This is a genomic window from Actinospongiicola halichondriae (assembly GCF_049103745.1).
Taxonomy (GTDB): domain Bacteria; phylum Actinomycetota; class Acidimicrobiia; order Acidimicrobiales; family Salinilacustritrichaceae; genus Salinilacustrithrix; species Salinilacustrithrix halichondriae.
Genome location: NZ_CP171622.1, coordinates 3,706,384 through 3,732,212 on the forward strand (window position 1 = coordinate 3,706,384; position 25,829 = coordinate 3,732,212).

A 25,829-nucleotide genomic window follows, 5' to 3' on the forward strand; every position below is an offset into this window, starting at 1 on the left:
CCCGGGTCCGCCGCGCGAGGCTGGGCGCGATGTGGACGTGCCCGGAGTGCGACCGCCGCTTCGGGCGGACGAACCAGGGTCACGAGTGCGCGCCGGCGATGACGCTCGACGAGTACTTCTCGTCGGGGCCCGACTTCGAGCGTCCGATCTACGACGCGGTCCAGGCCCACCTCGACACGATCGAGGGCGACCCGACCCATGTCGAGCCGGTCTCGGTCGGCCTGTTCTGCAAGCACGGCAGCCGGACGTTCCTCCAACTGCGCACCATGACCAAGTGGGTGGCGGTCGGCTTCGTCCTGCACCGCAAGGTCGAGAGCGACCGCCTGTCCCGCAAGGTCGTCGGCGAGGGGAGTCGTTGGTATCACGTCGTCAACGCCCGCGGCCCCGACGACATCGACGAGCAGGTGTGCGAGTGGATCACCGAGGCCTACCGGGCCGCCGACGACGGTCCGGGTACCGTGCGGCCCCGATGACGGCGCGGCGAGGCACGGACTCCGAGATCGCCGTGGTCGTGGTGAACCACAACACCGTCGACCTTCTGGCGCAGTGCCTCGAGTCGGTGGTCGCCGAGGAGCCCGCCGACATCGTCGTCGTCGACCACGCCTCGACCGACGGCAGTGTCGCCATGGTGCGCGAGCGCTTCCCCGACGTCGGCCTTCTGGCGTGTGACGACAACCCCGGGTACGGCGCCGGCGTGAACCGCGGCATCGCCCGCACCGCCGCCGCGTGGTGCCTGGTCCTCAACAGCGACACCGAGGTGGCCGCGGGGTGTCTCGACGCCCTGGCCCACCACGTGACCACCCACGACGACGCGGCCGTGGTCGGTCCGCGGCTGTTCGACCCCGATGGTTCGGTCCAGCACTCGTGCTACCCCGAGCCGACGGTCGGACAGATGGCGCTCCAGGATCTCGGTCTGCTCCCGCTGATCGCTCGGATCGGCCCGCTCGCTCGCCGGCACGTGCACACCGCCGCGTACGACGAAGTGCGGTCGGTCGCCTGGCTGCTCGGGGCTGCGCTGTGCATCCGACGCGAGGTGTGGGAATCGCTCGGCGGGTTCGACGAGCGTTACCGGATGTACTTCGAGGAGGTCGACTTCTGCCGTCGCGTCCGCGATGCCGGATCGAGCGTCCAACTGGCACCGGACGCCGCGGTCGTCCACGTCGGCGGCGCCAGCACCTCGGCCTACCGCGACGAGTTGGCCCGCCGGTACTTCTCGAGCCGGGCCCGGTACCACCGCGAACATCTGGGCCGTCGATCCCTTGCCCTGCTCCGGGCCGAGACGGCGCTCGTCGCCGCCGCGCAGTGGACCCGTGAGCGTCTCCGTCTGGCGTCCGGGTCGGGTGACGCCGCCCGCGCTCGGACGTTCTCGCTCGTCGCCCGCGACGCGATCCGCGGCTGGTCCACGGAGCAACCGTGGACGGCGTGAACACCCCAGCCGGAGAGCGCATCGACTGGTGTCACCTGTTGCCGACGCCGCCGGAGGGCTGGCGGTCGCTGGTCGTGTTGGGCGCCCCGGAACGGACCGGCCACCTCCTTCGATCCGCGGGGATCGCCGCCGCGGTGTCGTTCGACGTTGCCGACCTGGCCTCGGCCGATGCGGTCGCCGTCGTCGGCGACGTCGCGATCCCCACGGGCGAGATCGTGGCCCGAGCGCCGCAGGCCACCGCCGTACTCGTGGTCGAACGGCATCGAGGACGAGCACGAATCGCGGCGACGCGAGCGCTTCGGGCCGGGGGACTCGGTGTCGTCGAGCGGTACTGGCCCGTCCCCGACTGGGATCACCCACGCCGGCACCTCCCGATCGACCATCCCGGCGCGATGCGGTGGTACCTCGACCATCTGCTGGTCGAACGCACGGCCGTCGCCCGGGTGAGCGGTGCCGTGCTCGCCACGCTGGCACGTCGATCGCCGTCGGTCCTCGGCCTCGTCCTGCCGACCGTCGTCTTCGTGGGAACGCGGCCCACCACGCCGTCGGGTGGGGTCCGTCCCCTCGTCCTGACGAGTGGGAACGACCGCTGGAGTCGCACGGTGCTGTGCGAGTTCGCCCCCGGCGACTCCCGGCCCCGGACCGTGGTCAAGGTGCCGACCGAACCGGCGGGGAACGACGTCGTCGTCGCCGAACAGGAGTCCCTGCGACGCCTGCGTGACCTGCTGTCGCCGACGATGCGCGACACCGTGCCCGAGCCACTCGGCACCGAACGTCGTGGGGCACTGGTCGCGGGACGCGAGACCGGGATCACCGGGACGTCGATGGCGGTGAGTTCGGGTCGTGGCGACCGGTCGGCGGCGATGGGCGATCTCGCTGCCGCGGTCGCGTGGGCCCGGCGGCTGGTCACGGAGACGCAGGAGATGCACCCGTGGCACCCGGATCGGTTCGACGACTGGATCGTCGCTCCGGCCGTCGAACACCACCGGTTGTTCGGCCACGCCCCGCGTCTCGACGCCCTCGTCGAGACCCTCCGTGCGGCGGCGGCGGACCTCGACGGGACGCCGATCGCGCACGGATGGACGCACGGGGACCTGGGGCCGTGGAACATCCTCCGTCGCGCCGGTGGTGTGGCGGTGGTCGACTGGGAGGCCACCGCCCCTCCCGCCCCGACGCACATCCCGCCGTTGACCGACCTCGTCTACCTCGGGACCTACTGGCTCCACGTCGCGGCCGGCCACCACGACGCGGTCGGCCACCGCGAGGCCGCGCGTCGGTTGTGGACCGAGGTTCCGAGCCCGTCGGCGTCGGTCTCCGCGGTCCGCGATGCGTTGGGTTCGGCCGTGCGCGAGTCCTCGATCCCGCCGGCAGTGGTGGCCCTGGCCGTGGTCCACACCTGGCTCGAGCAGGCCAACCGCGTGGCGCGTCGGCGTACCGACCTCGGCCTCGCAACGCCGACGGTGGGGATCCACGCCGACACGGTGGTCGACGTCCTGTGCGACGACCCGGACGGCGTGGTCGCGGTGGCGTCAGCGATCGCCCGGGCCTGACCGCACCGTCGAGCGCACGGCCCGCGCCGTGGCCCGGCGACCGCCGACGACGACCACCACCTCGACGGTGTCGCCGTGCTGTTCGTAGGACTCGAGGCGGCCTTGGTTCCGGGCAGCGATCGTCTCCGCTTCGGCGCGTCCCTCGAGCGCACCGGCCAGCGCGACCGCATCGGCAGCGTTCTGCGCCTCGGCCCGTTCGATCGTGGCCCGGGCGATGAGTCCCAGCGGGATCAGCAACAGTGCGGCGAGCACCAGGACGATCGCGACCAACGGCGTCGTCTGCCCGCGTGATGCGGCGTTCGACATGACTTCCTCCAACGTGTCGTCATCGGAGGAAGTGGGAGTACGAGAGTCTGGGGCCCGACCGGGCCGAGCTCACTCGTCGTCGTCGGAGAAGAGTACCGGTGCGACGGCGGCCACGTGGACGTCGCCCTTGACGTCCATGACCTTCACGCCGGTGGCGTCGCGACCCTGCGACGAGATCGTGCGGGCCTCCATGCGGATGGTGACGCCGTCGTTGGCGATCACGAAGATCTCGTCGTCGAGGCCGACCATGAACGCCGCGACCACGCTGCCCTTCTTGGCGGTGATCTTGATGCCTCGCACGCCCATGCCACCGCGGCCCTGGACGTTGAACTTGTCGAGCTGGGTGCGCTTGCCGTAGCCGGCGTCGGTGACGATGAGGATCGCGGTGTCGTCGCGGGCGATGTCGCAGGAGACGACCTCGTCGTCGGCCGACTTGAGCTTCATGCCTCGCACGCCGGCGGCGCTGCGCCCCATCGGACGGACGTCGGACTCGTTGAACCGGATCGTCATGCCGGCCTTGGAGACCATGAACATGTCGGACTCGCCGGTGCTCGAGAGCACCTTCACCAACTCGTCGCCGTCACGGAGGTTGATGGCGATGAGGCCGTCGCGTCGCGACTTGTCGTACTCGGTGAACTTCGTCTTCTTGACCTGGCCCTGCTTCGTGGCGAAGAACAGGTACGGCTGGGTCTCGTAGTCGCGGGTGTCGATGATCGCCTGGATCCGCTCGTCGGGCTCGAGCTGGAGCAGGTTGACGATCGCCGTGCCGCGTGCGGTGCGGTCCTTCTTGGGGATCTCGTGAGCCTTGAGGCGGTACACCTTGCCCTGGTTCGAGAAGAACAACAGGTACGCGTGCGCGGTGGTGGTGAGGATCTTGGTGACGTAGTCCTCGTCGCGCAGCTTGGCGCCGGCCACGCCCCGACCACCACGGCCCTGGCGGCGGAAGCTGTCGGCCTCGACCGTCTTGACGTAGCCGCGGTGCGACATGGTGACGACGAGCTCCTCGTCGTCGATGAGGTCCTCGATGTTCAGCTCGCCCGGGTCGTGGGTGAGGATCGAGCGGCGGTCGGTGGCGAACTTGCCCCGGATCTCGACGAGCTCGTCCTCGATGACCTTCCGCAGCTTCACGTCGTCGGCGAGGATCGCGTTGAGCTCGGCGATGGTCTCGGCCAGCTTGGCCATCTCCTCCTCGAGGTCGGAGCGTCCCAGCCGGGTGAGGCGGGAGAGCTGCATGTCGAGGATGTGCTCGGCCTGGATCTCGGAGAACTCGAACGGCGCGGCCATGAGCGCTTCGCGGGCGGCCTGCTTGTCGGCCGACGCCCGGATGGCGTCGATGATGGCGTCGATCATGTCGAGCGCCTTGAGCAGACCCTCGACGATGTGGGCGCGGGCCTCGGCCTTGCGGAGGCGGTACTCGGACCGGCGGGTGATGACCTCGACCTGGTGTCCGACGTAGGACTGGAGCGCCTGGAGGAGGTTGAGCGTGCGGGGCACGCCCTCGACCAGGGCGACCATGTTGATCGAGTAGCTGGTCTGCAGCGGCGTGTGCTTGTAGAGGTTGTTGAGGACCACGAGCGCCGGTGCGTCGCGCTTGAGGGTCACGACGAGGCGGGTCTTGCCCTTGGCGGACTCGTCGTTGAGTTCGGCGATGCCCTCGATGATCTTGTCGTTGACCAGGTCCTTGATCTTGCTGGCCGTGGCCGAGATCGAGGTCTGGTACGGCATCTCGGTGACGATGATCTGGTCTCGGGTCTTGCCCTCGACGATCTCGGCCTTGGCCCGCAGCTTCACGGTGCCCTTGCCGGTCGTGTAGGCGTCGATGATGCCCTGGCGCCCCATGAGCAGTCCGGCGGTCGGGAAGTCGGGGCCCTTCACGTACTTCATGAGGTCCTCGACGGTGGCGCCGGGGTTGTTGAGCAGGTGGACGGTGGCGTCGACGACCTCGCCCAGGTTGTGGGGCGGGATCTTGGTGGCCATGCCGACCGCGATGCCCTCGGAGCCGTTGACCAACAGGTTGGGGAAGCGGGCCGGGAGGACCGTGGGCTCGGTGAACTCGCCGGAATACGTGTCCTTGAAGTCGACCGTCTCCTCGCCGATGCCGTCGAGCAGGTGGGTGGCGAGGGTGGCGAGACGGCACTCGGTGTAGCGGGCGGCGGCGGGACCGAAGTCGGGCGAGCCGTAGTTGCCGTGGAAGTCGATCAGCGGGTGGCGCAGCGAGAACGGCTGGGCCATCCGGACGAGGGCGTCGTAGATGGCGCCGTCGCCGTGGGGGTGGAAGTGGCCCATCACGTGGCCGGTGACGCGGGCGCACTTCATGTGCGAACGGTCGGGGCGGGCGCCGATGTCCTCCATGCCCCACAGGATCCGGCGATGCACGGGCTTGAGGCCGTCGCGGGCGTCGGGGAGGGCCCGCGACATGATGACCGACATGGCGTACTCGAGGAACGAGTTCTCCATCTCGTCCTGGATCTCGATGGGCTCGATGTCGTAGGCGTCGCCGTCCGACTGGTCCGTGTCGCCGCCGTCGGTGGGGGGTGGCGGGGTGCTCTGATCGGACACTGGGAGATCGCTCCTCGGAGTACTGCTCGACGGTGGGGGAGGATGGGGAAACGCGTCTCCGGGACACGAATCACATGCAGGTGATTCTACCGCTTCGGGGGTGTCAGCCAGGGGTCCCCGAGCGCCGAATATGCTCGGTGCACTCGGGCGACGAACCACACGTCCATACACTGGAGCACGATGGCGAACGAACCCTCAGGCCTGCGAGGCGACGGCGGGACCCAGGGTCGACGAGGTGCACGCGGCGAGGCCCATCGACCACCGCCGCGCCGGCGGCGCAAGGCCCGTCTGGTCCACCGCGTGGTGCGGCACGTCGAGGTGTGGTCCGTGGCCAAGATCGCCACGGCCTTCGCGTTGTGCGGCTACGTCATCGGGATGATCAGCGGCTACCTCCTGTGGCGGGCGGCCGATCGGGTCGGCACCATCGACGGCATCGAGGGCTTCTTCGAGGACTCGGGTGGTTACGAGGGTGGTTTCGAGATCCTGGGCAGCGTGGTCTTCCAGGCGACCGCGGTCGGCATGGCCGTCCTGTGCGCCCTCTTCGTCGCCCTGGCATCGCTGGGCGCGGTCCTCTTCAATCTCATCTCCGATCTCACCGGCGGCATCCGCATGACCGCCATCGACGAGGACCTGATCGTCACGCCGGCCCGCCGTCCTGCCGGCGACGCACCGGCACGCCCCCCGGCCGACGAGCCGACTGCGGCGTCTCCGGCCGACACGAACGCGACCACCACGAACCCGCCCGCGACCGCACCTGCCGTCGCGGCTCCGGCCCGCGATCCGTGGAAGATGCCCACGCCGGACGAGACCTGGACCACGCCCACCACCGGTACCGGCAACGGTGCAGCACCCACCGACGAGTCGATCGGGCTGGGTTCCGCCGACGAGGTGGTCTAGATTCGCCTGCCTCCCGGGGCTATAGCTCAGTCGGTTAGAGCGCACCCCTGATAAGGGTGAGGTCACAAGTTCGATTCTTGTTAGCCCCACGGGAACCTTCGGCCGCAGGGCGGCCTCGGTTCCATGCAGTTGTTCGGCTGCGCCTCACAACTGCGGTCCACGGCCGACTGCCACGGAGCATGTTCATGAACCTGTTGCGACGGGCAATTGCGGCACTCGGTGTCGCCGCGGTCGTGGCCGGCGTGCTGCGGGTGCGCGGGACCGGTGGCACGCCACCCCAGTCCGGTGGCTGGCGGGAGCTGCAGGGCAACGATCTCCGGTGACCCGCTCGTGAGCGGCCGCACCGCACTGGTGTCCGGCATCGGCGCGACGGGTGCCCGCGCTGCGCGTCAGTTGGCCGGATGCCCGGAGTTCGATGCCGTCGTGCTGGCTGGTCCGGGTGAACGACCCGCGGCCCTCCAGCGATCGATCGGCGCCGTGGCCTCGCTCGGTGTCGTCACCGACGACAGCGATGCCGTCGTGCTGGCCGGTCCGGTGGGTTCACACGTCGACGATGCCAGGCGGGCGGTGCGCGCCGGTCGCCATGTGATCTCGACCAGCGACGCCATCAGCGACGTCGAAGGTCTCCTCTCGCTCGACGCCGATGCCCGCGAACGCGGCGTCTCGGTCGTCGTCGGAGCAGGTTTCTCCCCGGGACTCACCTGTGTCCTCGCCCGCCACGTCGCGGGGTGGATGGACGAGGTCGACGAGATCCACGTCGCCCGCTTCGGCACCGGTGGGCCGGCGTGCGCACGTCAGCACCACGCCGCGCTGTCCGGTCGGGCCGCCGACTGGCGTGACGGCGACTGGGTGCGACGACCCGGCGGGTCCGGCCGCGAGTTGTGCGTGTTCCCCGACCCCATCGGGTCGGTCGACTGTTACCGCGCCGCGCTGGCCGATTCGATCCTGCTGCAGCGGGGGTTCCCGGCCGCCGAACGGATCACCGCCCGTCAGGCGGCCAATCGCCGTCAGCGCCTCACGGCCTGGCTCCCGATGCTCCGGCGTCCGCATCCCGAGGGCCGCATCGGTGCGGTACGGGTCGAGGTCCGCGGCCGGCGAGCGGGGACGACGGTGATCGAGGTCGCCGGCGCCATCGACCGCCCGGCCGTGGCGGCGGGTGCCGTCGCCGGCCTCGCAGCCCGTCGCGCCGTCGCCGGCGCCTTCCCCGTCGGGGCCCACGGTCTCGCCTCGGTGGTCGATTCGACGTCGTTCCTGGCCGATCTGGCCGACCTCGGCGTCCGCGCCGCAGTGTTCGTCGGCTCGACCTGACCGTCTCCACCCGGGGCGACACGTCTCCACCCGGGGCGTGGCGTGTGTGCGGAACGTGCCGATCGGCACGTTGGGTGTCGTTTCCGTACCGGTACGTGCCGATCCTTGGCCCGGGCCCAGGTGTGCGGAACGTGCCGATCGGTACGTTCGGTGCGCTTTTCGTACTGCAACGTGCCGATCGGCACGTTGCGAACGAGGGTGACGTGCGAACGAGGGTGACGTGCGAAGGAGGGTGACGTGCGAAGGAGGGTGACGTGCGACGAGGGGTCCCGCCCCGTCGCCCTTCGGCTCACGCCGCCGGCTGCCCCGGAACGAGCAGCGACAGGAGTTCCTCGTGCCGCTCGCCGTTGGTGGCGACGCCGCTGGCCGCCAGTGGGTCGCTGGTGTCGAGTTCGCCACCGTCGATGGTGGTGAAGCGACCGCCGGCCTCGGCGATGACCAGCGGCATGGGGGCGACGTCCCACAGTGCGGCGGCGGGGTCGACCATGGCGTCGGCGCGGCCGGTGGCGACGAGGGCGTAGCCGAAGCCGTCACCCCAGGTACGCAGCGCCCACCCGGCCCGCTTGACGTTGAGCAGCGCGGTCTCGTCCCAGCGGGTGTAGCCCGAGGCCATCATGAACGGCGTCTCCGACCGCTCGCCGACCCGCGCCGGTCGTCGCTCGCCCTGACGGTCGTCCTGGAAGCATCCGAGGCCCCGACCGGCGTACACGCACTCGCCGATCGCCGGCATGTTGATGACCGAGACCAACCAGCCGTGTTCGTCCTCGAGGGCGGTGAGGCCGGTGTAGAGCGGCACGCCCCGCATGAACGCCTTGGTGCCGTCGATCGGGTCGATCACCCAGCGTCGACCGGACGTGCCCTCGGCCGCGCCCTCCTCCTCGCCGAGGATGGCGTCGCCGGGATGGGCGACAGCGAGCTCGGAGCGGATGTACGACTCGGCGTCCTTGTCGGCTTCGGTGACCGGGGTCCCGTCGCCCTTCGACTCGATGGCCAGGTCGTCGGCACGGAAGCGGGACAGCGTCCTCCGCCCGGCTTCTTTCGTGAGCTCGACTGCCCAGGTGAGGAGGTCGGGATCGGCCGCAGGCGCAGTCATCTGGCCAGCATGCCACGGGGCCATTGCCGATCCCGTGCTCGGGTGTAATGATGTAATCATGTCTCGCAGCACCGACATCGCCGGCTGGTTCCACGGACGGGTGGACGACGGTTGGTTCACCGACCTCGAGGTCCGGACCGACAAGGAAGAGGTCCTGGTGGTGGGGACGCTGGCCACGCCGAAGCTCGGCAAGGGTGACGGCGACGACGCTCGTCGGGTGGCGGCCTCGGCGCGGATCAACGGCTTCCGGGAGGACACCCGCGAGCGGCGCATCGTGATCGCCAACGAGGCCGAGCACCTCTTCGGCAAGAAGGTGTCGTGGGGCGCTCGGTGCGACGGACTCGAACGACGTTTCACGGTCGCCAACGTCCCGGTCATGACCCGCCTGCTCTTCGACGAGCGGCAGGTGCTCGACACCCTCATCGACGCCGGCATCGCCCGGTCGCGGTCCGAGGCGTTGGCCTGGTGCGTCAAGTTGGTCGGCGCCAACCAGGCCGAGTGGATCGAGGCGCTGCGTGTGGCGGTCGCCGACGTCGAGAAGGTCCGGGCCGAGGGGCCCAGCGTCTAGCTCAGATCCGGACCTTCGACGGCCACCACGTCCGAGCGTCGAGATCGCCGAAGGTCTCCACCGCGATCGGACGGCGATTCCAGACGAAGAGCAACAGGTCGGACGCTGCCCCGCGAACGGCCATGTCGCCCTTGCCGTGCGTGCGTTCGACGTCGACGCCCTCGGGCGTGAACGTGAACATCCACTCGCCGACGCCGTCGTCGAGGCCGCCGTCGGTGGCGTGGAGGTGGACCGTCTCGCCGTCACCGGTGATCCCGCGTCGCTTGGCATGGGGGAGGAACACGTCGGCGAACTCGTCGACGCCGTCGATCGCCAACGCGGCGTCGATCGGGGTCGGGTCGGTGTGCGCGGCCTGAGCGTCCCAGCGGTGGACGGCGGCTTCCTGCGCCATGCGTCGGAACCAGAAGGCCGAACCGTCTTCTCCTGCCCAGTTGGGGCGGTGTTCGGTCGGGTCGACGACCAGCAGTTCCTCGTAGAGCGCGTCGGCCGCCCGGGCGAACGCGGTGATGCGGTCGACGTCCTCGGCCGGCGGGTCGAAGGGGACGATCTCGGAGCCGGGTTCGGCGCGCAGTTGCGCCGTGGCGAAGCGCAGCACGCCCTCGTGGTGGCCCAGGAGCTCGGCGACCGTCCATCCCGGACACGCCGCGATCGACTGGTCGAGCGCGTCGGCCGGCGTCGCACCGATGGCGTCGAGATCGGCTCGCAGGAAGTCGAGGTACGCGGTGGGTTCCATCACGGCTCGCACGGTATCGGCGTACGGTGAGGGTGCTGTGGGGACCAAGCTCGCGGAAGTCGCCGGGTGGACCGTCGGGGTCCTGGTCGGCATCTACGTCGCCTTCGTCGCGACCTACGCCCTGCTGATCCCCGAGTGCGTGACGGACGGAGACACCCGCGATGGACGGCTGTACCTCGCGGTGAACGCCGTGGGCTCCGTGGTCGCGATCGTGGGGGCCGCCGGCATCACGATCCGCGTCCATCGAACCATCGACGACGAGCGTCGGTTCCTCGCCGGCCCTGTCTTCGCCGCCTCGATCGTGGTGCTGTACGTCGTCGCGCTGCTGCTCAACGGGGTGACCGGCATGGTCTTGGACGTCGGGCAGTCCACGTTGTCGTGCTTCTGACCATCGGACGCGTCCACGGGCCGGTTCTCCACAGGAGTTCCACACCTGTGATTACATCGATGTGGTTTCCCACAGGTGGGGACGGACAGTGGACAACGAGCACCCGGGTTGTCGTTTTCGGCGCGCGCCTGCGAAACTTGTCGACTGCTCGCACCGGAGCGCGCATCTGTTCGCGCCCAACCGGGATCTCGAAGGAACGCCATCGCATGTCCAACATCTGTCAGGTCACCGGCCGCAAGCCCAGCTTCGGCAAGACCATCTCCCACTCGCATCGCCGCGGCAACCGTCGGTGGACGCCGAACATCCAGAAGCAGCGCTTCTGGGTCGAGTCCGAGAAGCGCTGGGTCAGCCTCACCGTCTCGGCCAAGGGCATCAAGACGATCAACAAGAAGGGCATCGACGCCGTCCTGGCCGACATGCGCCGTAAGGGAGTGAAGGTCTGATGCCGAAGAACGACAAGCGCCCCATCATCAAGCTCAAGAGCACGGCCGGCACCGGGTTCACCTACGTGACCCGCAAGAACAAGGTCAACACTCGTGAGCGCCTCGAACTCAAGAAGTTCGACCCGGTGGTCCGCCAGCACGTGATCTTCAAGGAAGAGCGCTGAGCCTCGAGCGCTGAGCTGAGCGTTGGCTGGCGACGAGCTCGTCGACGTGGTCGACACCGACGACTCGGTCGTCGGACAGGTCACCAGAGCGGAGATGCGCCGGATCGGGGCTCGCCATCGCGCGACCTATGTGATCGTGCGCACCACCGACGGCGGTGTGGTGGCCCACAAGCGCGCCGACTGGAAGGACATCTGTCCCGGTTGGTGGGACCTGTGCTTCGGCGGCGTGGTCGATGCCGGCGAGGACTGGGACCGCGCGGCGGCGCGCGAGCTCGCCGAAGAAGCGGGGATCGACGGCGAGCTACGTCATCTCGGGACCGATCGCTACGACGCCCCCGGCGTCGGCATCAACTGTGGTGTGTACGACGTCGTCCACGACGGCCCGTATCCGTGTCCTGACGGCGAAGTCGTCGAGACCCGGATCGTGCACCCCGACGAACTCGACGAGTTCCTCGCGACCCACGACGTCTGTCCGGACTCCCTGGCTGTCGTGGTTCCCCGCCTGTAATCTAGTCGGCGAGTCCGACACCGCCGGCGCAGGTCACGGCCGGTTCCGGAGCGGCGGCGCCGTTCACGTAGGTGTCGAGGAACTCCCCGAGGCGCGGATCGTCGGCCGAGTCGACCTCGAGGCGACGTTCCCAGGCCACGGCCACGACCGGTGCGGCCAGACCGGGGTAGGGCGAGACGATCACCCGGTCGGACCGCTCCGCCGCCAGGGCCACGAGCGCGTCGACGTCGACGTCGGCCTCCGGGTCGTAGGTGAACCACACGGCGCCGTGTTCGAGCGAGTGGACGGCGTTGCCGTTGGGGACGGCGATGTCGTACACGCCGCAGTCGAGCCAGATGTCGATGTGATCGCCACCCGAGGGCGGATCGGCGTCGTAGGTCGGGTCGTCGACGTGGCCGTTGGACTGACCGGACTCGACGACGACGCCTTCGACCTCCTCGCCGGTGCCCTCCTCGGGGTCGTCGCCGCAGGCAGCGACGACCAACATCGAGACGAGAACGGTGGCGACGACACGGTGGAGGCGCATCTCCACAGTCGAGCACACGAGTCGTCGCGATCCCTCGCAGGCGTTGCTTCCTGCCAGGGTCAGTGCTGGCGCTCCTCCCGACCCCGGTACGCCTGTGGTTGGATGACGCCCGCATGGCTGACATCGGCGCACCACCCGGGATGATCGACGTCGACGGGCTCCGCGCCCTGGTCGCGGGGGCGCGGTCGACACCGTGATCGTGGCGTTCCCCGATCTCTACGGACGTCTGGTCGGCAAGCGACTCGACGCGGCCTTCTTCCTCGAGGACCCGGCGGGCGGCACCCATGCGTGCGACTACCTGTTCACGGTCGACATGGAGATGGAGCCCGTCGACGGCTACGCCTTCACCGACTGGGAGCAGGGCTACGGCGACGTCCACCTCGTGCCCGACCTGGCGACGCTGCGGATCTGCTCGTGGCTCGACCGCACCGTCATGGTGCTCTGCAGCGCCGAGCGCGGCCACGAGCCGGTCGCGATCGCACCGCGGTCGATCCTCGACCGTCAACTCGAACGAGCGGCCGACGCCGGCTATCACGCCCTCGCCGCCAGCGAACTCGAGTACTTCCTCTACCGCAACGACTACGTCGCCGCCGCCCGTGACGGTTACCGCGACCTCACGCCGGCCGGTTGGTACATCGAGGACTACCACCTGCTCCAGGGCACGCGCACCGAGGACGTCAACGGTGCCTTCCGCCGCCATCTGTCGGCGTCGGGGATCCCGGTCGAGTCGACCAAGGGGGAGTGGGGCCGCGGCCAGCACGAGGTCAACATCAAGTACGCCGACGTCCGCACGATGGCCGATCGCCACGTGGTCCTGAAGCACGCCTGCAAGGAGATCGCCGAGTCGCTCGGCTCGGCCGTCACCTTCATGGCCAAGCCCGACGCCGCCGAGGCCGGATCGTCGTCGCACCTGCACCTGTCGCTGTGGCGCTCGAACGCCAACGTCTTCAACAGCGACGAGACCTTCCGGCACTTCCTCGGTGGTTGGATGGCGCATGCCGCCGACCTCATGGTCTGCCTCGCCCCGACCATCAACTCCTACAAGCGCTACCAGTCGCAGTCGTGGGCACCGACCGCCGTGGCGTGGTCGAACGACAACCGCACCACCGGATTCCGCATCGTCGGCGAGGGTCCCGGCAAGCGGATCGAATGCCGCATCCCCGGAGCCGACGTGAACCCCTACCTGGCCTACGCCGCCGCGCTGGCCAGCGGGCTCGACGGCATCGAGAACGAGACCGAGCCGCCCCCGATGTTCGAGGGCGACGCCTACTCGGCCGCCGACCTCCCCGCCGTGCCCCGGACGTTGGCCGAGGCCGTCGACCGGTTCGACCAGTCGGCCTTCGCCCGCACCGCGTTCGGCGACGAGGTCGTCGACCACTACACCCACTTCTTCCGGACCGAGGTCCACGCCTACGACGCCGCGGTCACCGACTGGGAACGCCGCCGCTACTTCGAGCGGATCTGACATGGCGCGGCCGCTGGTCGGGATCACCACCTATCCGCAGAACGACCGGGGTCGCTACGAACTCCCCGAGGAGTACGTCGCGAGCGTGCGCCGAGCCGGCGCCGACGCCGTCCTGCTCCCGCCCGGCGCCGGTGCGGTCATCGGGCTGCTCGGTCGCCTCGACGGCCTGGTGCTCGCCGGGGGCGGCGATCTCGACCCGGCGACCTACGGCGGGCAGAGCCACGAGACCATCTACTCCCTCGACGAGGCACGAGATGCCGACGAGCTCGCGATCGTGCACGAGGTGCTCGACCGGGGGTTGCCGACGCTCGCGATCTGTCGTGGGTCGCAGGTGCTCAACGTCGCCCTCGGCGGCACGCTGCATCCGCACCTGCCCGACGTCGCGCGACTGGACGAGAACGGCGAGGCGGTGATCCACCGCGACGCCGAGGCCATCCGTCGAGGGCTCCCCGGACCGGTGCCGCACGACGTCTCGGTGGAGGCCGGCTCGCTGGTCGCCGAGGTGATGGGTGCCACCGAGGTCACCCCGATGAGTTGGCACCACCAGGCGATCGACCGACTCGGCGAGGGACTCCGTGCGGTGGCCTGGGCGCCCGACGGGACGATCGAGGCCACCGAGCACGAGTCGCATCGGTGGTTGGCCAGCGTGCAGTGGCACCCTGAGCTGTCGGCCGAGTCCGACCCCACCCAACAACGACTGTTCGACGCGCTGGTGCGCGTCGCCGACGGAGAAGAAGGACGGAACGCGTGAAGCTCCAGTGGAAGGTGGCCATCGTCACCGGTGCGGCCAGCGGCATCGGCGCGCACTCCGCCCGCCTGTTCGCGAGTGAGGGCGCCACCGTGCTGTGCGTCGACCGCGATCACCACGGCGCCAACGCCGTGGCCAACGAGATCACCGCCGCCGGCGGTCGGGCCAAGGCGCTGACCGTCGACATCTCGTCCGAGGACGAGGTGCGCGGCATGGTCGACACCACGGTCGAGGAGTTCGGGCGTCTCGACGTGCTGTTCAACAACGCCGGCGTGATGTTGCCGACCGACGGTGACGCCGAGGAGACCAACGAGGACGTCTGGGACACGACGTTCGCGATCAACGTCAAGGGGGTGTGGCTCGGCTGCAAGTACGGGATCCCCGCCATGCGCGACACCGGCGGCGGCTCGATCATCAACACCGCCAGCTTCGTCGCCGTCGTCGGCGCGGCCACGGCGCAGCTCGCCTACACCGCGTCGAAGGGTGCCGTCCTGGCCATGACCCGTGAGCTCGCGGTGATCCACGCTCGCGAGAACATCCGGGTCAACGCGCTGTGCCCCGGTCCGCTCGAGACCAAGCTGCTGATGGACTTCCTCGACACCGAGGAGAAGAAACAGCGGCGGCTGGTCCACGTGCCCATGGGTCGCTTCGGCCAGGCCGAGGAGATGGCCAAGTCGGCCTTGTTCCTCGCCAGCGAAGACTCGAGCTACATGACCGGGTCGACCTTCCTGGTCGACGGTGGCCTCACGTCCGCCTACGTGACCCCGGAGTGATCGACCGGCGCGATCAGGCGCTGAGCAGCGAGAGGTAGGCCGCGGTGGCGAGTTCGCCGCCGCGCGTGTCGCCCATGAGCTCCGGTGCCATCCGGTTCATCACGTAGGCGATCGACATCCGTGCGTCGAGATCGATGATCGCGAGCGAACCACCCCAGCCGCCCCAGAACAGCGTGCGGGGGTTGGGGAGCGGGAGCATGTCGGAGGGCAGGCCGTAGCCGAGTCCGAGCCGGAGCGGCGCTCCCATCACCAGGTCGGTGCCGTCGGCCTCGACCTGCATCGCTCGTTCGAGCATCGGGAGTCCGAGGAGACGGACACCGTCGACCTCGCCACCGCAGGCCATGGCCGAGTGCACCCGGGCGACCGAGCGAGCATTGCCCGTCCCGCCGGCGGCGGGGATCTCCGCTGCGCGCCACTCGCGGGTGCGTGGCTCGGTGGCGTCGAGCGGGCAACTGGCCATGGTGCGGATGGCGATCGATGCCGGATCCTGGCCCTCGAGGGCGCCGCCGAGCGCCGCCGTCGGCGGGATCAGCTCGGCCACGCGGTGGTCGTGCTCGGCGGCGAGGCCGATGTGGAAGTCGGCCCCGAGCGGTTCGGCGACGTCTTCCCGGAAGAAGGTGCCGATGGATCGTCCGGTCACCCGCCGGACCAGCTCACCCTGGAGGAAGCCCTGCGTCACCGCGTGATAGCCCGATGCGCTGCCCGGCTCCCACCATGGCGCCTGTCCGGCGAGCTGGGTGACGACAGCGTCCCAGTCGTAGAGGTCGTCGGGGGCGATTGCGGGGTCGAAGCCCGACAGTCCGGCCGAGTGGCTCATCACGTGGCGGACGAGCACCCCCTCCTTGCCGTTGGCCGCGAACTCGGGCCAGTACTCGGCGACGGGCGCCTCGACGTCGAGCAGTCCCCGGTCGGCGCACATGAGCACGCACAGGCCGGCCATCGTCTTGGTCGTCGAGTAGACGTTGACGATGGTGTCCTCCTCCCACGGGTCACCCTCCGGGTTCCGATCGCCGGCCCACAGGTCGACGACGGGCTTCCCGTCGACGGTGACGGCGACCGACGCGCCGAGCTCGCCTCCGCCTTCGAAGTTCTTGGCGAACGCGTCGCGGACGGCGATGAATGCGGGATCGGTCGTTCCGTGGATCTCGGGCATTCCGGCAGCGTGGCACAGCGACGAAGTCGGTGCTCGCCGTGCGATAGGCCTGTGGTCGTGGACGCCGACACGACCGGACCGACGCTCGAGGGCGTGCGGGTCCTCGACCTGACCCAGTACCTGGCGGGTCCTGCCTGCACCCGGATGTTGGCCGAGATGGGCGCCGAGGTCATCAAGGTCGAGGCCGCGCCGTTCGGCGATCCGAGTCGGGCCTTCACTCCCCGTCGGAACCGCCGGGCCGGGTTCTTCGTCCAGCAGCACCGAGGCAAGCAGAGCGTGTGTCTCGACCTCCGCTCCGACGCCGGCATCGCCGTCGTGCGCGCCCTCGCCGACGAGGTCGACGTGGTCGTCGAGAACTTCAGCCCCGGGGTCATGGACCGCAAGGGATGGGGCTACGCGGAGCTCGCATCGACGAACCCCGGCTTGATCATGGCCTCGGTCTCGGGCTTCGGCCAGACCGGTCCGCTCCGCGACAAGCCGGCGTTCGACTTCGTCGCCCAGGCCTACGGCGGGGTCATGCACATGACCGGCGACCCCGACGGGCCGCCGACCTTCGTCGGCATCGGCCTGGCCGACACCGGCGCGGGCGTCCACGCCTTCGGCGCCATCGGCATGGCCCTCTTCCACCGCGAGCGCACCGGCAAGGGCTGTCACATCGACGCCTCGATGGTCGACTCGCTGGTGCACCTGCACGAGACCGGGATCTACGCGCCGTCGATCACCGGGCCGTTCGGGGACGACCCCACGGCCGAACCCTATGTCCCGATGCGCGCCGGTCGTCACTACCAGCCCTCGGCACCGGGCGCGGGCTATCGGTCGCCGGAGGGGTGGATCGTCGTGTTCTGCACCCAGGGTCAGATCGACGGCCTGTGGCGGGCGCTCGGTCGTCCCGAGCTCGGTGACGACGAACGCTTCCGGACCAACGACGGCCGCCTCGCTCACCGCGACGAGCTCACCGCGCTCATCGAGGACTGGATGGCGACCTTCGACACCGACGCCGCGGTCCTGGCTGCCCTCGACGCCGAGCGTGTGCCGTGCTCGCGCGTGTTGAGTCCGGCCGAGTTCGTCGACGAACCCCACCTGGTCGAGCGCGGGATGATCCGCGAGGTGGTCGACCCGGTGGCGGGACCGGTGACCATCCCCGGCTTCCCGCTCGCGTTCGACGGTGATCGCCCGGCGGCCGCCGGCCCGGCGCCGACGCTCGGTCAACACAACCATCAGGTGCTCGGTGGGTTGCTCGGGTACGACGACGCTCGCATCTCCGCGATGGAGGCCGACGGGGTCCTCGCGTCCAAGCCCCGCTGACGGCGCCTCACGTAGCCTGCTCGCGATGACGCGGGATGTCCGGTTCGCCCGGATCTGGTTCGGGCTGACAGCGGTCGTGGTCGCGATTGCGGTCGTCGTACAGATGCGGGCGACGCTGCGCCTCGACGAGGGGTTCTTCGACAACGACCTCAAGCGGGTGCTGAACATCTTCGTGTTCTTCACCGTGCAGTCGAACCTGTTGGTCGGGGTGACCTCGGGGCTGCTGGCGGCTCGGTTCGACCGGGTGTCCACGGCCTTCCGTGCTCTCTACCTGGCCGCGCTCCTTGACATCACCGTGACTGGCGTGGTCTTCCAGATCGCCCTGGCCGACCTCGACCAACTCCAGGGCAAGGCCGCGGCCGCCGACTTCCTGTTGCACAAGGCCGTGCCGATCCTGGCAGTGCTCGGGTGGTTGCTGTTCGGACCGAGGGGCCTCTTCGACCGGCGGATCATCCCGCTCGCGGCGGCGGTCCCCGTCGCCTGGGTGGCGTTCACGCTCGCCCGCGCCCCCTTCGCCAGCGACTTCTACCCGTATCCCTTCGTCGACGTCACCGACCTCGGCTACCCACGTGTGGTCCTCAACCTGGTCGTGATCACCGCGTTCTTCTTCGGGCTCGCGGCCGGAGCGGTGGCCCTCGATCGCCGACTCCCCACCGGCCGGGTACCGTCCCGGCCATGAGCAGCCTCTACCCCTACGCCGATCGCCTCCCCGTCAACCGCGGACTGCCCCAGCAGGGGCGGAGCCGCGAGGCGATCCTCGAGGAGTTGCGGGGCCTCGCCTCGGCCGAGGACGAAGCATGGGAAGACGGTCAGTGTTCGGGATCGATGTACTGCGGCGACCACGACCACTACGGCTTCATGAACGAGGTGTTCGGCCTCTTCGGGCACATGAACATCCTCCAGCGCGACATGTGCCCGTCGGCCACGCGCTTCGAGGGCGAGGTCATCGCCATGGCGCTCGATCTCATGCACGGCTCGGCGGCCGAGGAGCGAGGACACGACATCGCCGGCATGGTCACCTCCGGCGGTTCGGGCTCGATCATGCACGCGATGCTCGCCTATCGCGACCACGCCAAGGCCACGAAGGGCATCACCAACCCCAACGTCGTCAAGCCCGAGACCTCGCACCCGGCCTTCGACAAGGGGTGCCACCTCTTCGGCATCGAGGTGCGCAACGTCCCGGTCGATCCCGACACCACCACCGTGAACCCCGAGATCATGGCCGAGCGCATCGACGAGAACACGATCGCCATCGTGGGCTCGGCCTGCAACTACGGCTACGGGACCATCGACCCCATCCCCGCGCTGAGCGAGGTCGCCGAGCGGTTCGACGTCGGCCTCCACGTCGACGGATGTCTCGGCGGCTTCATCCTCCCCTTCGGTGAGGAACTCGGCACCGAGGTGACCGGCGGGACGATCCCGGTCTTCGACTTCCGTCTCCCCGGCGTCACCAGCATCTCGGCCGACACCCACAAGTACGGCTACGGCCTCAAGGGCACGTCGACGCTCCTCTTCCGCGACAAGGAGGTGCGCAACAGCCAGTACTTCTTCCGCACCGACTGGACCGGCGGCAAGTACTGCTCGCCCGGCATGGACGGCTCGCGTTCCGGCGGTCTACTCGCCGCCACGTGGGCGTCGATGGTCAGCCTCGGCCGCGAGGGTTACCTCGACTACGCCCGACAGATCTTCTCGACGGCGTCGGCCATGCAGGACGCCGTGCGGTCGCACTCCGAGCTGCGGATCATCGGTGACCCGACGTTCTGCTTCTCGTTCACTTCCGACGTGTTCGACATCTACCACGTCAACGACTTCATGAAGCTGCGTGGCTGGCGGTTCAACGGACAGCAGTACCCCAACGCCATCCACATGGCCGTCACCCGTCCCCAGACCCAGGACGGCGTGCTCGAGCGGTTCGTCGCCGACCTCGCCGAAGCCGTTCCCTACGCCGTGGAGAAGAAGGACGAGACGCCGGGCTCGGCCGCGGTCTACGGCGGTGTCGCCGGCGGCATGACCGACGAGGCCGACGAGTTCATCACCAGCATCATGGCCGACATGATGGACAAGCATCAGGGGCTGCCACTGCCCTAGGCGCCCGGACATCGGCCGTCGCGATGTCGGGTAGGGAGGTCACCATGTTGACCAGCACGAACCCAGCCACCGGCGAGGTCGTCGCGGAGTACGACGAGCACTCCGACGACGAGGTGCGAGCGCTCGTCGCCGAGGCTCACGACCGACAGGTCGAGTGGCGACGCACCGGGTTCGCCCACCGGGCCGAGATCCTGCGGAGGACCGCCGACCTGCTCGAGCAGCGCGCCGATTCGCTCGCCGAGTTGATGACGGCCGAGATGGGCAAGCCGATCGCCGATGGCCGCGGCGAGGCCGAGAAGTGTGCATGGGTCTGCCGCCACTACGCCGACCACGCCGAGGAGCAGCTCGCCGACGTCCCGCTGCTCGCCGACCGAGCGCGCAGCTACCTGCACCACGAGCCGCTGGGGCTGGTCCTCGCGGTGATGCCCTGGAACTTCCCGCTGTGGCAGGTCTTCCGGTTCGCGGCGCCCGCCCTGATGGCCGGCAACGGCGGTCTGCTCAAGCACGCCTCGAACGTGACCGGGTGCTCGCTCGCCATCGAGCGGCTCTTCGCCGACGCCGGCGCGCCGACGGGCCTGTTCCGCAGCCTGAAGATCGGATCGGGCGCGGTCGAGTCGGTGCTGTCGAACGACCTGGTGCAGGCGGCGACGCTCACCGGCAGCGTTCCGGCCGGCTCGGCCGTCGCCGAGACCGCCGGCCGCCTGCTGAAGAAGACCGTCCTCGAGCTCGGTGGGTCCGACCCCTACGTCGTGCTCGCCGACGCCGACATCGCGGCCGCCGCGAAGACGTGCGCCACGAGTCGACTCATCAACTCCGGGCAGAGCTGCATCGCCGCGAAGCGGTTCGTGGTCGTCGACGAGGTGCACGACGCGTTCGTCGAGGCCTTCGTCGCCGAGATGGAGTCAGCCGTCGTCGGTGACCCCACCGACGAGGCGACGACGGTCGGCCCCCAGGCGCAGCTGCATCTGCGCGACGAACTCCACGATCAGGTCGAGCGTTCGATCGGGCAGGGCGCGCGCCTCGTGCTCGGTGGCCAGAAGCCGACCGGGCCCGGGGCCTACTACCCCCCGACGGTGCTCGTCGACGTCCGTCCCGAGATGGTCGCGGGCGAAGAGGAGCTGTTCGGGCCCGTGGCCGCGGTGCTGCGCGCCGAAGACGAGGCCGACGCCATCCGCATCGCGAACGAGACACGCTTCGGCCTCGGGGCGGCCGTGTTCACCCAGGACCTCGAGCGCGGCGAGCGCATCGCAGCCAGAGAGCTCGAGGCCGGCTGCTGCTTCGTGAACGACTTCGTGGCATCCGACCCGCGGCTGCCGTTCGGTGGCATCAAGGAATCGGGTTACGGACGCGAGCTGAGCCACCTCGGCATCCGCGAGTTCGTCAACCAGAAGACCGTGGTCGTCGGGCCGAAGAGGAGCTGACGGTCAGCGACCGAGGGCGTCGGCCGTGACCTCCATGTGCCCGAGGTGCTGGAACAGTTCCTCGAACACGTGGAGGACCAGCGCGGCATCCGTGCGGTCGCCACCGGGGAGGAACGCGCGGAACTCGTGATCGGTCGCCGTCGGACCCACGTCGAACTCGGTGGCCAGGGCGTGACAGCGCGCCACGGCCTCGGCGACACGGGCACGCAACTGGTCGACGGTCGCCTCGGTCGTGAACTCCGAGTCGCGGTCGCGTTCGCTCTCGCGCCCCAGACCCGGCATCTCGAACCACGACGGAGCGAGCTCGCAGCAGTGGACGACCAGGCCCGCGACCGAGTTGGTGCCCCATCCCTCCGGACGTTGGTTGACCGTCTCGTCGTCCATGCGGGCGAGGACGTGTTCGATGCCCGTGAACACGTGGATCAGGTAGTGGCGGACGGTGTCGGCGGTCAGCTGCACGACGCGACGCTAACCCCGCGGCATCTGGTCCATGTGCTCAGATGCCGAGGTGGCTATCGAGACGGCACTGGGGATCGACGTCGGCACGACCAATGTGAAGGCGACGATCGTCGCTGCGGACGGCACCGTCCACGCGCTGGCCAGCCGAAAGTTCGCGGCGACGATCGCGGGTGACGTCGCCGAGCTCGACGCCGAGGTGCAGTGGCAGGGCGTGGCCGACGCGGTGCGTGCCTGCGTCGCCGACGCCCCCGACGCCGCAGCCCGGATCGTGGCCGTCGGGGTCGACAGCCAGTACTCGTCGATCGTGCCCGTGGATGCCGACGGCATCCCGGTCGCACCGATGCGGTTGTGGTCCGACCGCCGCGGGACCGAGCGGAGCTTCGCCATCCTCGAGGACGAGGACGCCTTCTTCGGCTTCATCGAGCGCCACGGCATCCCGCCGGTCGGCGGCGGTCTGAGCCTGGGGCACGTCCTCCATCTCCAACACGACTGTCCTGAGGTGCACGCCCGCACGGCCGCCTATCTCGAACCCATGGACTACGTGAACGCCCGACTCACCGGGAGGATCGCGGCCAACCAGGCAACGCAGTTCATGAGCCAGGTGATCGACAACCGCTCGCTCGGACAGACCGCATACGACGACGTCCTCGTCGGCTGGGCCGGCGTCGACGTCGACCGTCTGCCACCACTGCTCGCGCTCGACGAACAGATCGGGACCCTGCGAGCCGACGTGGCCGCCGACCTCGGCCTGCCCGCCGGTGTCGTGGTCCACGCCGGCATCAACGACACGCAGGCCGGTTCGGTCGCGACCGATGCGTATCGACCGGGGCGCGGCGGGCTGTCGATCGGCACCACGTCGGTCCTCGTCGACTCCATCGCCTCGAAGGAGGTCGATCTCGACCACGAGGTCCTGTCCTGCCCGGGGCCGTTCGACGACTCGTACCTCCTCTTCGCCGAGAACGGTCTCGGTGGCCGGTCGGTCGAGCACGTCCTCGAGAAGGTCGTCGACACCGGTGGCTTCGACACCCTCGACGAGGTGCTGCGCTCGACGGCGGTCGGGAGCGGCGGACTGCTGTTCCTCCCGTGGCTGCGCGGCTCGCTCGCGCCGGCCGCCGACGCCAACATGCGCGGCGGCTTCGTCAACATGAGCCTCGACACGACGCGGACCGAGATGGTCCGGGCGACCTGTGAGGGTGTGGCGCACAACCTGGCGTGGCTGCTCCCGCACGCCGAGGCGCTCACCGGGAACCGGATCGAGGAACTGGTCTTCGTCGGCGGTGCGGCACGGTCCGCGGGCGCGGTGCAGATCGTGGCCGACGTGATGAACCGTCCCGTGCGCGTGCCCGACCGACCCGAGGTCGCGATCGCTCGGGCCACTGCGCTGCTCGCACTCCACCGCCACGGGGTGCTCGCCCGTGTCGACCTGTCGACACTCGCCGACGGCGGCATCGCCGTCGACCCCGACCAGGGTCATCACGAGCTCTACGCGCGCCACCAGCCGCAGTTCGAGGCCGCGTTCGCGGCACTCCGTCCGATCTCGGGCGCGCTCAACACCTGAGGTTCCTGAACTCGACGCTCCAGGCGTCGGGGGCCGACGGCTGTGACGTCGAGTTCGCCGTGCAGACCCCACTGCCGGTTGTTCAGCGGCCCGCAACCGTGCGGCCGGAACTCAGCGCGTCGTGAGGATGTGCGACAGGAGGACGCGGACGCCGTGGGCGACGGTCGGCCGGTCGTGGAGGACGCGGTGGGCGACGGGTCCGGTGGAACCGATCTCGGCGAACGGCTCGGTCAGGATCGACGCCGCCATCGAGGGCGCGATGACGGTGAGCGACCACGGCGACCCGAGATGGGGTCCGGCGTCGGAGTCGACGCCGACGACGCCGGGTGCGGGCTCGGCGCCCACGCCGGGCGCGATCAGGGCGACCAAGCTCGCGCGGGGAGCGATGGTCGAGAGGACCTCGATGTAGCCGGGGGGAACCGTCTCGGCCGAGGGCGCGGTGGCGACCACGATCGCCGAGTCGGTGTGCATCGACACCACCGCCAGCAGTTCAGCGGCCATCTTCTCGACCTGCGAACCGGGCAGCGTGTCGACCTCGACCTGGGCGACACAGTCGACGAAGGGGATCGGATCGCCGACGCTCACCCCCCGCAGTCCGATGGGCCGGGCGGTGGGCAGGACGATCTCGGGCCGTCGGTCGGGCATCGCGTACCGGAACCCCTGGACGAGGTCGGCGCCCAGGGCGCGGGCTCGGTTCTCGTGGGCCTCGGACTCGACGCCCTCGCACACCAACAGCGCGCCGGTCTGGTCGCAGTAGTGGCGGGCGGTCGCGCTCACGTGTGCCGCTCGGTTGTCGAACTGGCGATGGAGGATCGACATGTCGAGTTTGACGATGTCGGGCTGCAGCACCCACAGCAGGGTGAGGGTGTCGTCGAAGGCGCCCACGTCGTCCATGGCGACGCCCCACCCGCGTGATCGAGCGGCGTCGGACGAGGCGATCAGCGATGCGGGGTTGGTGAGGAGCGCGCGTTCGGTGATCTCGAGGATCATGCGGACGCCGCGTCGTTCGGCGACGTCGAGGATCGCCATGGTCTCGGGGGCGAGCGGCGACATCATCGCCTCGGGCTCCACGTTGCCGAAGACCGTGACCGACGGGTCCCACGGCGTGGCCATCACCGCTTCGAGCGTCGCCTTGGTCATGGCGGACTCGAGATCACCCACGAGTCCTCCGGCCTTGGCGGCGGCGAAGAGGTCGAGGGGCATGGCGAGCGGCGACTCACGTGGGCCACGCGCGAGCGCCTCGTAGCCGGCGAGCGAGAGGTCGTCGAGCCAGAGGATCGGCTGGAACAGGGGTTCCACGGCGTCGACGGCCGTCAGCAACTCGTCGATCGAGTAGACGGCCGTCATCGTGCCCGCGTCGTTTCGTGCCCGATCATCTGGCTGAAGTGTGCCAGCCGTCGTTCCGGGACTGGTGGCACATGGGGCGCGGGCGGGGTCACAGCCGGTAGACGCGGCGAGCGGTGCCGGCGAACAACGCGTGCTGTTCGTCGACGTCGTATGGCTCGGCGATGACCCGCATGGCATCCCAGTAGGTGGCGAAGTCGAGCGAGAACTTGTCGACGGGGAAGTTCGACTCGAACATGCACCGTTCCGGGCCGAACGACTCGATCGCGTGGTCGTACCACCGGCGTTGTGCGGCCACGAACGTCGCCACGTCGGGTCGGGAGGACTCGTCGACGTGCCAGCCGAAGCCGTTGTCGGGCATGGCCAGGCCGCCGAGCTTCAGGACGACGTTCGGACAGCCGGCGAGGTCGCGGATGTCGTCGGTCCAGGTCGCGAAGATCTCGTCGTGGCGACCGGCCCACGGTCCCACACCGAGTGGCGTGCCGAAGTGATCGAGGACCATGGTGGTCTCGGGTACCGCTCGGGCGAGGTCGAGGAACTCGCGGTTCTGCACGTGGTAGTGCCACGTGTCGTAGGTGAGGCCGCGCACGCCGAGGCGGCGTACCCCGCGGCGGAAGTCGGGGTCGGCGCCGAGGGCGACGGGAGCACGCCCGGGGATCATGAGCGAGTCACGGACGTCGTCGGTCGCGCGGCACAACGCATGGCGGATGCCCCGGAATCGGCCGCCCGCAGCGACGGCGTGCGCGTCGAGCACCTCGTCGAGGACGCCGGGAGGAAGGCGCAGGTCGGTGCTGGCGACGATGCCGGCGATGGTCGCACCCGCCGCCGACTCGCTGGCCTCGGCGATCGCGGCGACGAACTCCGTCTCACCGACCGGGCGGAGGTGGGCCGGCCCCTCCGTCCGGTACTCGGATCCGCACTCGACGAAGACCGTCTGGACGATCTCGGGCACCATCGCCGTGTCGGCGTGCAGATCGGCGAGCAGGTACTCGCCCATCCCGCGGTCGTGCCAGAGATGATGATGCGGGTCGACGATCTCCATGCCG

At 69.7% G+C, this 25,829-nt stretch carries 28 protein-coding genes and 1 tRNA gene; 20 read left to right on the forward strand and 9 right to left on the reverse strand.

The window, feature by feature from the left end:
- Window positions 1–29: 29 nt before the first annotated feature.
- Genes AB8619_RS18400 through AB8619_RS18410 form a run of 3 tightly spaced genes read left to right on the forward strand, consistent with a single transcriptional unit; the run spans window position 30 to window position 2,976 of the window.
- On the forward strand, window positions 30–473 hold the full coding sequence (locus tag AB8619_RS18400) for a DUF5655 domain-containing protein (RefSeq protein ID WP_436794080.1): 444 nt from the start codon (window positions 30–32) through the stop codon (window positions 471–473).
- Window positions 470–1,426, forward strand: coding sequence for a glycosyltransferase family 2 protein (locus AB8619_RS18405; protein WP_436794081.1), 957 nt, complete (start codon window positions 470–472; stop codon window positions 1,424–1,426). Before AB8619_RS18400 ends, AB8619_RS18405 begins: the two co-directional genes overlap by 4 nt.
- Window positions 1,423–2,976 (forward strand): phosphotransferase family protein, encoded by a 1,554-nt coding sequence (locus tag AB8619_RS18410; protein WP_436794082.1) that lies wholly within the window; start codon window positions 1,423–1,425, stop codon window positions 2,974–2,976. Before AB8619_RS18405 ends, AB8619_RS18410 begins: the two co-directional genes overlap by 4 nt.
- On the opposite strand, the gene AB8619_RS18415 is transcribed toward AB8619_RS18410, so the two are convergent.
- A complete protein-coding gene (locus AB8619_RS18415) occupies window positions 2,956–3,282 on the reverse strand; it encodes a pilus assembly protein TadG-related protein (protein WP_436794083.1) in 327 nt (108 codons plus the stop codon). The genes AB8619_RS18410 and AB8619_RS18415 overlap by 21 nt on opposite strands.
- Window positions 3,283–3,351: 69 nt before the next feature.
- Entirely contained in the window at window positions 3,352–5,841 is a 2,490-nt protein-coding gene (gyrA, locus tag AB8619_RS18420) for a DNA gyrase subunit A (protein WP_436794084.1), read from the reverse strand.
- Between the two features lie 180 nt (window positions 5,842–6,021).
- On the opposite strand from gyrA, the gene AB8619_RS18425 reads away from it, so the two are divergent.
- The 4 genes from AB8619_RS18425 (at window position 6,022) to AB8619_RS18440 (ending at window position 8,046) form a co-directional block, all read left to right on the forward strand.
- Window positions 6,022–6,738, forward strand: coding sequence for a DUF3566 domain-containing protein (locus AB8619_RS18425; protein WP_436794085.1), 717 nt, complete (start codon window positions 6,022–6,024; stop codon window positions 6,736–6,738).
- A 15-nt stretch (window positions 6,739–6,753) separates the two neighbouring features.
- Window positions 6,754–6,827: transfer RNA gene (locus AB8619_RS18430), tRNA-Ile, on the forward strand.
- Window positions 6,828–6,923: 96 nt separating this feature from the next.
- Entirely contained in the window at window positions 6,924–7,061 is a 138-nt protein-coding gene (locus AB8619_RS18435) for a hypothetical protein (RefSeq protein WP_436794086.1), read from the forward strand.
- A 7-nt stretch (window positions 7,062–7,068) separates the two neighbouring features.
- Window positions 7,069–8,046, forward strand: coding sequence for a hypothetical protein (locus tag AB8619_RS18440; protein WP_436794087.1), 978 nt, complete (start codon window positions 7,069–7,071; stop codon window positions 8,044–8,046).
- Window positions 8,047–8,335: 289 nt separating this feature from the next.
- Here AB8619_RS18440 and AB8619_RS18445 read toward each other — a convergent pair whose 3' ends face one another.
- Window positions 8,336–9,139 (reverse strand): inositol monophosphatase family protein, encoded by an 804-nt coding sequence (locus AB8619_RS18445; RefSeq protein WP_436794088.1) that lies wholly within the window; start codon window positions 9,137–9,139, stop codon window positions 8,336–8,338.
- Window positions 9,140–9,197: 58 nt separating this feature from the next.
- Between AB8619_RS18445 and AB8619_RS18450 the strand changes: the two genes are divergently transcribed.
- Window positions 9,198–9,707 (forward strand): hypothetical protein, encoded by a 510-nt coding sequence (locus AB8619_RS18450; RefSeq protein ID WP_436794089.1) that lies wholly within the window; start codon window positions 9,198–9,200, stop codon window positions 9,705–9,707.
- Between the two features lies 1 nt (window position 9,708).
- Here the strand turns inward: AB8619_RS18450 and AB8619_RS18455 are convergent, their stop codons facing one another.
- Window positions 9,709–10,440, reverse strand: coding sequence for a maleylpyruvate isomerase family mycothiol-dependent enzyme (locus AB8619_RS18455; RefSeq protein ID WP_436796413.1), 732 nt, complete (start codon window positions 10,438–10,440; stop codon window positions 9,709–9,711).
- A gap of 37 nt (window positions 10,441–10,477) precedes the next feature.
- Between AB8619_RS18455 and AB8619_RS18460 the strand changes: the two genes are divergently transcribed.
- The 4 genes from AB8619_RS18460 to AB8619_RS18475 all read left to right on the forward strand — a co-directional run bounded on the left by AB8619_RS18460 (window position 10,478) and on the right by AB8619_RS18475 (window position 11,943).
- Entirely contained in the window at window positions 10,478–10,828 is a 351-nt protein-coding gene (locus AB8619_RS18460) for a hypothetical protein (RefSeq protein WP_436794090.1), read from the forward strand.
- A 206-nt stretch (window positions 10,829–11,034) separates the two neighbouring features.
- Window positions 11,035–11,271, forward strand: a complete 237-nt coding sequence (gene rpmB, locus AB8619_RS18465) for a 50S ribosomal protein L28 (RefSeq protein WP_436794091.1) — start codon at window positions 11,035–11,037, stop codon at window positions 11,269–11,271.
- Window positions 11,271–11,435: a 50S ribosomal protein L33 gene (gene rpmG, locus AB8619_RS18470; protein ID WP_436794092.1), complete on the forward strand. Its 165-nt coding sequence runs from the start codon at window positions 11,271–11,273 to the stop codon at window positions 11,433–11,435. Before rpmB ends, rpmG begins: the two co-directional genes overlap by 1 nt.
- Window positions 11,436–11,457: 22 nt before the next feature.
- Window positions 11,458–11,943, forward strand: coding sequence for an NUDIX domain-containing protein (locus tag AB8619_RS18475; RefSeq protein WP_436794093.1), 486 nt, complete (start codon window positions 11,458–11,460; stop codon window positions 11,941–11,943).
- A 1-nt stretch (window position 11,944) separates the two neighbouring features.
- On the opposite strand, the gene AB8619_RS18480 is transcribed toward AB8619_RS18475, so the two are convergent.
- On the reverse strand, window positions 11,945–12,469 hold the full coding sequence (locus AB8619_RS18480) for a DUF3105 domain-containing protein (protein WP_436794094.1): 525 nt from the start codon (window positions 12,467–12,469) through the stop codon (window positions 11,945–11,947).
- 199 nt (window positions 12,470–12,668) lie between these two features.
- On the opposite strand from AB8619_RS18480, the gene AB8619_RS18485 reads away from it, so the two are divergent.
- Genes AB8619_RS18485 through AB8619_RS18495 form a run of 3 tightly spaced genes read left to right on the forward strand, consistent with a single transcriptional unit; the run spans window position 12,669 to window position 15,455 of the window.
- Window positions 12,669–13,934, forward strand: coding sequence for a glutamine synthetase family protein (locus AB8619_RS18485; protein ID WP_436794095.1), 1,266 nt, complete (start codon window positions 12,669–12,671; stop codon window positions 13,932–13,934).
- Between the two features lies 1 nt (window position 13,935).
- The gene (locus AB8619_RS18490) at window positions 13,936–14,685 is read left to right on the forward strand and encodes a gamma-glutamyl-gamma-aminobutyrate hydrolase family protein (protein WP_436794096.1); all 750 of its coding nucleotides are present in this window, start codon (window positions 13,936–13,938) and stop codon (window positions 14,683–14,685) included.
- Window positions 14,682–15,455 (forward strand): glucose 1-dehydrogenase, encoded by a 774-nt coding sequence (locus AB8619_RS18495; RefSeq protein ID WP_436794097.1) that lies wholly within the window; start codon window positions 14,682–14,684, stop codon window positions 15,453–15,455. The genes AB8619_RS18490 and AB8619_RS18495 overlap by 4 nt, the downstream gene beginning before the upstream one ends.
- Before the next feature lie 13 nt (window positions 15,456–15,468).
- Here AB8619_RS18495 and AB8619_RS18500 read toward each other — a convergent pair whose 3' ends face one another.
- Complete coding sequence (locus AB8619_RS18500; RefSeq protein ID WP_436794098.1) at window positions 15,469–16,608, reverse strand: serine hydrolase domain-containing protein; 1,140 nt, start codon at window positions 16,606–16,608, stop codon at window positions 15,469–15,471.
- Between the two features lie 57 nt (window positions 16,609–16,665).
- Here AB8619_RS18500 and AB8619_RS18505 point away from each other — a divergent pair, with 57 nt between their 5' ends.
- Genes AB8619_RS18505 through AB8619_RS18520 form a run of 4 tightly spaced genes read left to right on the forward strand, consistent with a single transcriptional unit; the run spans window position 16,666 to window position 21,422 of the window.
- Window positions 16,666–17,913 carry a CaiB/BaiF CoA transferase family protein gene (locus AB8619_RS18505; protein ID WP_436794099.1) on the forward strand — a complete coding sequence of 416 codons (1,248 nt, stop codon included), beginning with the start codon at window positions 16,666–16,668 and terminating at the stop codon, window positions 17,911–17,913.
- 25 nt (window positions 17,914–17,938) lie between these two features.
- On the forward strand, window positions 17,939–18,592 hold the full coding sequence (locus AB8619_RS18510) for a Pr6Pr family membrane protein (RefSeq protein ID WP_436794100.1): 654 nt from the start codon (window positions 17,939–17,941) through the stop codon (window positions 18,590–18,592).
- The gene (locus tag AB8619_RS18515; RefSeq protein ID WP_436794101.1) at window positions 18,589–20,001 is read left to right on the forward strand and encodes a pyridoxal phosphate-dependent decarboxylase family protein; all 1,413 of its coding nucleotides are present in this window, start codon (window positions 18,589–18,591) and stop codon (window positions 19,999–20,001) included. Before AB8619_RS18510 ends, AB8619_RS18515 begins: the two co-directional genes overlap by 4 nt.
- 44 nt (window positions 20,002–20,045) lie before the next feature.
- Window positions 20,046–21,422 carry an NAD-dependent succinate-semialdehyde dehydrogenase gene (locus tag AB8619_RS18520; protein WP_436794102.1) on the forward strand — a complete coding sequence of 459 codons (1,377 nt, stop codon included), beginning with the start codon at window positions 20,046–20,048 and terminating at the stop codon, window positions 21,420–21,422.
- 3 nt (window positions 21,423–21,425) lie between these two features.
- Here AB8619_RS18520 and AB8619_RS18525 read toward each other — a convergent pair whose 3' ends face one another.
- The gene (locus AB8619_RS18525) at window positions 21,426–21,881 is read right to left on the reverse strand and encodes a DinB family protein (RefSeq protein ID WP_436794103.1); all 456 of its coding nucleotides are present in this window, start codon (window positions 21,879–21,881) and stop codon (window positions 21,426–21,428) included.
- 49 nt (window positions 21,882–21,930) lie between these two features.
- On the opposite strand from AB8619_RS18525, the gene AB8619_RS18530 reads away from it, so the two are divergent.
- Entirely contained in the window at window positions 21,931–23,439 is a 1,509-nt protein-coding gene (locus AB8619_RS18530; protein WP_436794104.1) for a xylulokinase, read from the forward strand.
- Between the two features lie 111 nt (window positions 23,440–23,550).
- Here the strand turns inward: AB8619_RS18530 and AB8619_RS18535 are convergent, their stop codons facing one another.
- Both AB8619_RS18535 and AB8619_RS18540 read right to left on the reverse strand, forming a co-directional pair.
- Window positions 23,551–24,786: an EAL domain-containing protein gene (locus AB8619_RS18535; RefSeq protein WP_436794105.1), complete on the reverse strand. Its 1,236-nt coding sequence runs from the start codon at window positions 24,784–24,786 to the stop codon at window positions 23,551–23,553.
- A gap of 88 nt (window positions 24,787–24,874) precedes the next feature.
- Window positions 24,875–25,825 (reverse strand): amidohydrolase family protein, encoded by a 951-nt coding sequence (locus AB8619_RS18540; protein ID WP_436794106.1) that lies wholly within the window; start codon window positions 25,823–25,825, stop codon window positions 24,875–24,877.
- Window positions 25,826–25,829 lie beyond the last annotated feature (4 nt).